The organism is Paenalicyclobacillus macrosporangiidus (assembly GCF_900116805.1).
In the GTDB taxonomy this organism is placed as follows: domain Bacteria; phylum Bacillota; class Bacilli; order Alicyclobacillales; family Alicyclobacillaceae; genus Alicyclobacillus_H; species Alicyclobacillus_H macrosporangiidus.
This window is the reverse complement of record NZ_FPBV01000073.1, coordinates 1-1,892: the sequence shown is the minus strand read 5'-3', so window position 1 is coordinate 1,892 and position 1,892 is coordinate 1. Positions and strand designations below refer to the sequence as shown.

General features: G+C 49.6%; 2 protein-coding genes. Both read right to left on the bottom strand.

Annotated elements, in window-relative coordinates:
- Nucleotides 1–677: 677 nt before the first annotated feature.
- Entirely contained in the window at nt 678–821 is a 144-nt protein-coding gene (locus tag BM357_RS20050; protein WP_175511597.1) for a hypothetical protein, read from the bottom strand.
- 545 nt (nt 822–1,366) lie between these two features.
- Nucleotides 1,367–1,696 carry a group II intron maturase-specific domain-containing protein gene (locus BM357_RS18665; protein WP_074956905.1) on the bottom strand — a complete coding sequence of 110 codons (330 nt, stop codon included), beginning with the start codon at nt 1,694–1,696 and terminating at the stop codon, nt 1,367–1,369.
- Between the last annotated feature and the right edge of the window lie 196 nt (nt 1,697–1,892).

The following is a 1,892-nucleotide window of genomic DNA, read 5'->3' as shown; positions in this document are numbered from 1 at the left end:
CGACGGTCGATATAATCCCCCCAACGGGGCAAAGCCAGCGACGTCACAAATTAGACACAAACGGTGAAATTACACCACTTGACGGGACACTACCCGCCCTTGTTATACGAGGGACGCTTTATTGTTTGTCTATGGTACTTGGGATGGGGTGAAAGTTCGATATTTCGTTGTTTGCCATAGACGTTAATAATGAAGCTGGAACGGGCAAGGACATTCGGCAAATCCACCTGGTAGGAAACTGCTCCTCATCGTCTACGTGTTGGTATTCTTGCTCGTTTCTGGTTACGGCGCTTATACATGAGCCAGGCTATCCTACACAAATACCGTACCTTTTCGTTTCGTGCCATATTTAACACCAGAGGACCGTATTTGATCAGTGTACCGAGCTTCATCAGTACCGTCTCCATCCATTGGAACATAATGATTTATGAGTTCGTTCTTCCTTGGTAAATTAGCGTATGAAGGGTAAGTCAGTCGTAAGACGGCTTGCATCATAGAAAGTCGCCCTTTTACTTTTGGCCATTCCGATGCAGAGCATTTCAGACAATGATAAATGCCGGTGTGATCCAACACTCACCATGGACGCCATAAATACAATCTGTGGGTCTAGTCTAATCGACTTTGCTCATGACGATGAAAAATCCCCCATCTGCACGGGGGATTTTTTCGTAGCCTCCTCAATAGTAACTAGGTCCATATCCGCCTCCGTAAGCTGATCCACCATAGAATTCCCGTTCACGTGGAACGAGCAGGATAAACAGCACAAAGATAATCAGAAACACAACCGCGTGGCGACGAATTTCACGACGTTCCTCACCCATCCTTAGTCACCCCCTTCACTTGAAGTAATGTACTGTATGGAGGAAAATTCAGTCGTGAGACGGCTCGTATCATAGAAAGGACAAGGCTTTTGTCATAGAATGGAGCGGCTTGTACGCCCTTTTTAGACAAACAATAAAACGCCCACGAGGGACGTTTTATTGTTGGGAGGAACGTACGACGGAGCTTCGGCGGTACCCGTTGGGTAGTTTTAATTTATGCGACCACTTTTCAAAGACAACGGCTTGTACCTATCAAAGGAACGAAATAAGACAACTGGCCATTCCGATGCAGAGCATTTCAGACAATGATAAATGCCGGTGCGATTGCGACACTCATCATGGACGCCATAAATACAATCTGTGGGTCTAGCCTAATCGAACTTGCTCAATCGAGTAGGAAGGGGCGCCTAGCCCCCGTCCTCTCACACCACCGTACGTGCGGGTCCGCATGTAGAGGAAAGGGCTGGGGGACCCAGCCCCTCCTCATCAAACCGTACGTGCGGTTTTCCCGCATACGGCTTTCCGATGTTCTTCACCTTGCGCTGTTATAGCCCCTGCCCATATCCGCTTGCCGTTTTCAGCCCAATGGACCGGAAAAACTGAACGATTTCCGTCGGCGTCATCCGGTTGCGTTTGTGCTTCTTGCGCCAGTACAGAATCAGTCGCCAATTGATGTGCCAGTCCACCTTGCTCAGAAACCTGCGGCTCATGCCTGGGTCGATACTCCCATAATAGCTCCTCCATCCTTGGATGATGGGATTCAGGTTTACCACCACCTGTGCCGGACTCCAATACAGCCGATTCCGTGGCGCCAACTCCTCCCGTACCTTGGCCCGCGTCTTCTTCACGGCCTTCTTGGACGGGTAGCTGCGCAAGACGTACGCTACCTTGCCTCCCTTACGGAGTACCGGTATGCGTTCTACGAGGATTACGAAAATCTAAGGATCTCTTAGACTGAGCAACATGGCATGTGTTGGGGTAGTGTCCCGTCAAGTGGTGTAATTTCACCGTTTGTGTCTAATTTGTGACGTCGCTGGCTTTGCCCCGTTGGGGGGATTATATCGACCGTCG